The sequence below is a fragment of the Roseateles sp. P5_B10 genome (assembly GCF_056400485.1).
In genome coordinates, this window is the sequence record NZ_JBFULE010000227.1 from 1 (window position 1) to 7,174 (window position 7,174).

The 7,174-nt window shown below is 69.9% G+C and carries 4 protein-coding genes; all 4 read right to left on the reverse strand.

The genetic code is table 11. The annotated features are described in order from the left end of the window. On the reverse strand, positions 1–532 hold a 532-nt coding region (gene tagF / locus AC1DU6_RS15110), incomplete at its 3' end, for a type VI secretion system-associated protein TagF (RefSeq protein WP_477858047.1). Continuing rightward, entirely contained in the window at positions 529–4,071 is a 3,543-nt protein-coding gene (gene tssM, locus AC1DU6_RS15115; protein WP_477858049.1) for a type VI secretion system membrane subunit TssM, read from the reverse strand. The genes tssM and tagF, both read right to left, overlap by 4 nt. 2 nt (positions 4,072–4,073) lie before the next feature. Further along, complete coding sequence (locus AC1DU6_RS15120; RefSeq protein WP_457322767.1) at positions 4,074–5,417, reverse strand: DotU family type VI secretion system protein; 1,344 nt, start codon at positions 5,415–5,417, stop codon at positions 4,074–4,076. A 125-nt stretch (positions 5,418–5,542) separates the two neighbouring features. Further along, positions 5,543–6,880, reverse strand: a complete 1,338-nt coding sequence (gene tssK, locus AC1DU6_RS15125; RefSeq protein ID WP_056194134.1) for a type VI secretion system baseplate subunit TssK — start codon at positions 6,878–6,880, stop codon at positions 5,543–5,545. Between the last annotated feature and the right edge of the window lie 294 nt (positions 6,881–7,174).

Below are 7,174 nucleotides of genomic sequence, written 5' to 3' on the forward strand. Positions count from 1 at the left end.
GCCACAGGCTGCAGCCTTGCAGGCCGTCCCAGGCGGCCTGGCTCAGCAAGGCGGCCAGTGCCGGCGGCAGGCCGTTGTCGGGCAGGGAGGTCGGAGGCGGAACATCGGCCAGGGMCGCATCCAGCGTCTCCGCACTCCAGTCGTCATGCAGCGCGTTGACGGCGATCTCCTCGATCTGGCCGGCCCATTGCCACAGCGCGGCCACCTGGGCGCCGTCGTTGGGGCGCGGCAGGGGCGGGCTGATGACGACCAGGGGGAAGTAGCGGCCCACCCGGTCCACCGAAGGGATCATCACGCCGACGCGCAGGCCTTCACCCGAGCCGTCAGGCAAGGCGCCGGGCAGCAGCGCGAAGCGCCAGGCAGGGCTGGCGAGGTAGTCGTTCAGCCAGGTGTCGGGCGCGTCCACGCGCAACTGGTGCAGGCCGGCGGCCAGCCAGCCATCCCACTGCGCGATCCATTCCGGAGTCAGCCGGCGCGACGCGAAATCGCCGAGCGCCGGCAACTTGCCATACCAACCGGCAACGCCGCTCACAACGCCCCCGGGCAGCGGAACTGCTGCAGCTCGCGCAGCCGGAACGGATTGAAGACGCTGCTGGCCGTGACCTCCAGCCGGACGCGATGGCCGTCGAGGTTGATGACGACGACGAAGCGCTCGGGCTGTTGCGGCGAGCCCTGCACCTCGAAGCGGTCGAAGAGGCGGAACAGCGCCCAGGGGCCGTCGAAGGTGACCGGCGTGCCGCCCGGCTGGCCGCTGAGCTTGATCTGCGAACTCAGGCGCGCGCCCGGCCATTGCAGGCTGACCGCCTGGTTGCTGCCGGCGGTGAACTTGCTGACCTGGCCGTCGATGTCCAGCGTCAACTCCTTCAGGCCGTCGTTCAGCTCCAGCACGCGCACGTCGACGCGGAAGGCCGGGGCCTTGCCGCCGCCGCGGAAGAAGACCTCGCGCACGCGGGTGGCGCGCTGGAAGTCGGCCAGGGCCGCCGGCGACACCGGCTTCGCTCCATCTCCCGTGGGCCGGAAGCTCCAGGGGTTGGTGCCGACATCGACCAGGGGGCTGAGCTTGCGCGTGAAGAAGTCATCCATCATGCCGCCGGGGGCGAAGAACTGGCCGAAGTCCTCCGGCAGCACGTCGACCTTGGAGCCCTGTGCGACCGGATAGCGGCCGGCGATGGCGCGGCTGCAGAACTCGCTGACGGGCTGCAGTTCGCCGGTCAGGCTCTGGCGCTCCACCAGGCGGCTCTGGTTGTCGGCGGCCTCGGCCAGGGTCTCCAGCGCACCGCGCAGTGGCTCGGGCTGCTGGCCGGCGGCGGCCTTGAGCTTGCCGCCACCACCACCCGCGGGCGGCGGTGACTTGCTCTTCAAGGCCTCCTGCACGGCGCTGAGCTGCACATAGACCTCGTTGAACATCTTCATCACGTCGTCCAGCGGCGGCGGCGTACCGGTCACGAGGCGGCGCAGCGCGGCGAAGTGGTCGTCGACGATCTTCTCCAGCGGGCCGTCGCGCGAGATGGACGTCGGCGCCTTGGCCTGGTTCCCGGCCAGGCGGGCCAGTTCGCCGCCCTTGGCAAAGACGGCGTCATCGGCGCGCTTGTTCAGCTCCTTGTTGATGGTGTTGTCGTTGCTGACCGGGTCGATCAGCGTCGTCTCCCTGGACGCGGCGCGCAGGAAGGCGGCCAGCGGCGAATCCACCGCCGACACCAGGCGCGACACGGCAATGCCGCGGTCCAGGCCGTTGAGCTTCACGAGGCGCACGTCGGCCAGGTAGGCGTCCCAGACCTTGACGTATTCCTCCAGGTAGAGGCGGCGCACGCGCTCCACCAGGGTCTTGTCGGCCGCCTGCCGCTTGGCCGTGGCCGCGTTGGTGCCCAGCACCCAGGCCTCCTCGTCGGCGAGCTGCTTGGCCGTCTTGTCCACCGAGGTCTGGAAGGCCTTCTTGTAGCCGTCCTTGGTGAACATGCCCGGGATGCCCTGGGTCAGCGGCTKGCCGCTGGCACGCACGAAGACGTTAGGGCTCTGCGGGCCGGCCGCGGCCGCCACCGTGAAGGGCGGCAGGTCGCCGTCGATCTGGGCGCGGCGCAGGCGGCTGAAGATGCGGTATTCGAGCGGGTAGGCGCCCAGCATCTCGCGCACGCTGGACACCAGCGTCTTGTCCATGGGCTGGGCCACTTCGAAGGCGCCGCGCGACAGCAAGGCGTCGAGGTGGTTCTTCAGCAGCGCCACCTTCTCGGCGCCCAGGCTGCCTTCGAGGTTGGCGTCCCAGTCCAGGCCCACCCAGGCCTGCAGGCCCGGTGCGTCCAGATGCTCGGGCGTGTAGAGCATCAGGTAGGCCTTCAGCGACTCGTAGGCGAACTCGAGGTTGTCGCGGTTGGCGGTGCGCAGGCGCTCCTCCAGGCGCGCTGCGACGCGTGGTGCCAAGCCGCGTTGCAGCAGGCGGTGGTAGGAGACCTGGGCGCCGGCGTCGAGCTTGTCGCCCTGGAAGAGGCCGAAGCCCAGGCGAAGCGGCGGGTCGTTCAGCGCGAAGCCAGGCGGCTGGGCCGCGTCGCGGATGGCGGCCAGCGCTTCGGGCAGGGCCGAGGGGTCGCTGCCGCTGGTGGGCGGCAGGGCCTTGATGGTGTCCTGCAGGGCCGGCAGCTTGGCCTCGATGTCGGTGATGTAGCGCTGGTTGCCGAAGTAGCTGAAGCCCCAGCCGACCAGCAGCGTCAAGGTGACGATGCCGAGGGTCATGAGGCCCGCCAGGCGCAGCCGCGCACTGCGGCGCTCGACCTGGGCGTTCTGCCCCACCAGGCCTTGCTCGACGAACACGACCTTGCGCAGCAGGTGGTTCAGGAAATAGCTGCGGCCCTTGGCCGCGGCGGGTGGCGTCAGGCGGCGCTCGACGCCGAAGGTGCGGGCCAGCGCGCCGAGCACGCGGTCGATGGGCGTGCCCTCCTGCGTGCCGCTGGTGAAGTAGACGCCGCGCAGGCGCGGGGCTTCGTCGAGCGCACCGCTGCCGCCGAAGACGGTCTCCAGGTAGCCGCCCAGCAAGCCCTTGAGCCCACCGAACTGCTGCGGGAAGGCGAACAGGGTGGCGCGCTTGAGCGTGTCGCTCTCGGCCTCCATGCGTTCGATGAGGCGCTCGCGCAGGCGCTTCTCCAGCGACGCGAACTCGCTGCCGAAATTGGCGAGCGTCTCCTCGCCCGGCGCCATCGAAACCGGGAAGCTGAAGCCGAAGACCTGGTCGCGCTCCTCCTTGCCCATGGGCCCGAAGGTCTCGTTGAAGCCGGCCAGCAGGTCGCACTTGGTGACCATCACATAGACCGGTGCGCGTACACCCAGGCGCTGCTGCAGCTCCTGCATGCGGCCGCGCACGCGCGAGGCCTGCTCCTTGCGCTGGTCGGGCGGCAGGGCCAGCAGATCCTGCACGCTGATGGTCAGCAGCACGCCGTTGATGGGGCGGCGCGGGCGTGCCTTGCGCAGCAGGTCCAGGAAGGTGTTCCAGGCCGCGGCGTCCGTTTCCTTGTCGGAGTCCTGTGTGGCGTAGCGGCCGGCGGTGTCGATGAGGACGGCCTCGTCGCTGAACCACCACTCGCAGTTGCGCGTGCCGCCGACGCCGCGCACGCTGGCCTGGCCTAGCTTCTCGGTCAGCGGGAAGTTCAGGCCTGCATTCAGCAGCGCCGTCGTCTTGCCCGAGCCCGGTGCGCCGACAAAGATGTACCAGGGCAGGTCATACAGCGAGCTGCCGCCGAACAGGCCCTTCTTGGCGCCCGGCGCCTTCTTCAGCAGGCCCAGCGCCTGCGTGAAGCGCTCCTGCAGCACCACCTCTTCCTTGGCTGCAGCCGAAGGCCCGGAGCCCATGCCCTTGACGAGGGCGGCGTTGATGCGGCGGCGGCGCATCTGCGTCCACACCAGGCGCAGGCCGCCCAGCAGCCAGACGATGGCCAGGGCAATCCAGCGCGAGAAGCTGGTGTCCAGCGKCCGGTGCTCGCCGAAAGCGATCAGTGGGCCGACCCACCAGACCAGGGCCGAGATGACAAGCAGGCCGAACACGCCGAGCGTGACGGGGTGGAACAGGAAGGACAGGACTTTTTTCATGATCAGCGGTCCTGCACCATCAGCGTGACTTCGACGCGGCGGTTCTTGGCTCGACCGGCGGGGGTGGCGTTGTCGGCCACGGCCTCAGCATCGGCTCGCCCTTCGGCACGCAGCCGGCCGATCTCGACGCGCTCGGCCAGCAGGTTGCGGAAGGCCTCGGCGCGGGCCTGCGACAGATGCCAGTTGGACGGGAAGCGCAACGAGCGGATGGGCTGGTTGTCGGTATGGCCGGTGATCTGCACCTGGCCCTTCATGCGCTGCAGCGCCTCGCCGATGCGCAGCACCAGCGGCCGCAGCTCCGACGACACCTCGGCGCTGCCGGGGTTGAACAGGCCGTCGCCCTTGATGATGACGATGGAGCGGTCGGCCAGGTCATTGACCTGCACCAGGCCGGCCTTGACGTCGAGGTCCAGCAGGCCGGCCAGGCGCGGCGCTGCGGGTGGCGGCGTGGGCGCGGCGACCGCGGCGGTCTTGACGTCGAAGCCGCGCAGCGTGGCGAAGACGGCGTCCGAGTTGCCGTTGATGCTGAAGCGCAAGCCCACGTAGACGAGCAGCAGCACCAGGGCCGTGGCGGCCCAGATCACCCAGAGCGGCAGCTTCTGGCGCAGGCCGCCCTCGCCAGGCTCGGCACCCTGCCAGCGTGGCGACAGCGCCGGGTCGGGATTGAGGCCTTGGCGCAGCATCTGCGCCAGCCGGGCGCGCACGCCATCGAGCTGGGCGCGGCCGTTGTCGACGACGCGGTAGCGGCCCTCGAAACCGAAGGCCAGGCAGACGTAGAGCAGCTCCAGCAGGTTGCGGTTGGCCGGCACGTTCTCGGCCAGCTTGGCCATCAGCGCGAAGACCTTCTCACCCCCCCAGGACTCGTTGTGGAATTGCACCAAGAGGCTCTGCGCGGCCCAGGCGCCCGAGCCGCCCCAGGGTGTGCTCGCGGCGGACTCATCGAGCAGCGTGCACAGGATGTAGCGGCCGGCGATGACCTGCTCATTGGGCAGGCCTTCCGCGCGCGCCTTGGCCTCGAAGGCGCGGATGCCTTCGGCCAGGGCCTCCTTCAGCCCGGCGGGGTTGGGATGCTGGGCGCTGTGGCGCACGCGCGGCGCTGCTGACAGCAGCGGCATGGCGGCGGCCACCAGCGGGTTGAGGCTGGCGGTGGTGAGTGCCTCCAGCGCCATCGGGGCCTCTTTCCCGATCGGGCCGGCGGGGATGCCGGTTGGCGCGTGGCCTGGGGCCGCGGCCGGCCGGACCGGCGGCTGGGGCGCCGTCGTCGCCGCTCGGCCCGCGCTGGGCTTGATGACGGTGCGGTCCTGCCCGAAGGCGGCGAAGGGGTCGTCGTTGTTGGGATCGCTCATCGCATCAACCGATCAATTCAAAACACAGCCACGGAGGCACAGAGACACAGAGGAATTCAGCTTCCTTCCGGCTTTTCTCTGTGCCTCTGTGTCTCTGTGGCTGTGTTCGTGTTTCATGGCGCGTCTCAAGCGCGGATGGCCCAGAACTCGAGTTCGAGCCCCGGGAACTCGCCGGCGATGTGCATGGCCAGGCCGCCCGAGCTTTCGAGCTGCTTCCACAGCTCGTTGCCGCGGGTCTCCAGCTCGAAGTAGTTGTGGCCCGCGTGATAGGGGATCTGGCGCGGCGCCACCGGCAGCGGGCGCAGCGTGACGCCGGGCAGTTGCAGGTTGACGAGGTCGCGGATGCGCTCGACCGGGCCGATCTTGACCTGGGTGGGGAAGCGCGCCCGCAGTGCGTCGCCGGGCAGCTGGGCCGACACGGCGAGCACGAAGGTGGCGCTGCGCTGCAACTGCACGTCCGGGATGAGGGCGACGCGCACGCCGTAGGCGCGGTCCTGCAGCTCGATGGGGATGGCGGTCTGCTCCATCACCATGGACAGGGACTGGCGCAGGTCGTCGATGACCGGGCGGAAGGTGGCGGCGAGGTCGTCGTGCACATACTCGGCGTATTGGGCCGGGCGGCGGCTGTCGCGGAAGGTGGCGAGGTCGCCGGCCAGCGTCAGGCAGTCGCTGTAAAGCCGCTCCGGGTGCAGCAGCGAGACTGAGCGCAGGTGGTTGAACAGGGCCTGGTTGCGGTTGACGGCTTCCAGCAGCAGGAAGTCCGAGATCTCGCCGACACCGCCGCGGCCGGGAGCGGCCAGGCGGGCGGCAAGCGCTTCACCGCGCTGGTTCAGCAGGCCGCAGAGTTCGCGCACATAACCGTCCAGCACCGGGTGGGCCGGCGCATGCAGCAGCGGCGGCACGAAGCTGGGGTCCAGCACGACGCGGTTGTCGGCACGGCGCTCGACGACGCGGGCCACGCCCAACGTGGCGTAGCCCTCACCAGCATCGCGTTGCAGCATCAGGCGCAGGTTGAGCCGGCCGATCTGCAAGGCGGCGTCGCGGTCGAGCTGGGAATTGCTGTCGCCGACATTGACCTCGGCGGCCATGAAGCGCGGGCCCATGGCGCCGGCGGCCTGTTCGGCATCGGTCTCGACGACGCCCGGGCGCTGCAGGGTGACGGCCAGCACGACGATCTCATTGCGGGCGTCGGCCGGGATGTCCAGGGCCGCGGGTGCGGCATCGCCGCCCGGGGCGGAGAAGGCCGTGCCGTCGGGCAGCAGGCCCTGTGCCGAAGCCAGGCCCACCTTCCCCAGTGTCAACGAGGCCTCGTCCAGGCTCAGGGCCCCGAAGCCCCAGGCATAGGCCACGGCCTGCTGCAGGCGTTGGCGCCACTGGTGCTCCCAGTGGCGGTCGTGCTGCTGGAAGTGCTGCGGCTGGAGGAACATGCCCTCCGTCCAGATCACTCGGTCACGCCAGGTCATGGATGGGATCGCCTCAATGGAGCAGAAAAACAGACGGTAAGCAGCCACGGCGGCCTGYGATCAGGCACTGAGTGACTGTGGGGCGCGCTTGGTTCCCCGCTCCATCGGGAACCAATCGGCAGCGACGGTCACTCAGACAGCGGTTCATTCCGCCACACGAGTACCCGTCATGAAGAAGTTTCGCCCCCTCCTGATCCTTTCCTTGTGCGGTCTCACCCTGAGTGCGGCAGCCCAGACGCCGGAGATTCCCCCTCCAGCGGCGTCCGCTGCCGACGCGGTCGACCTGGGCAAGAC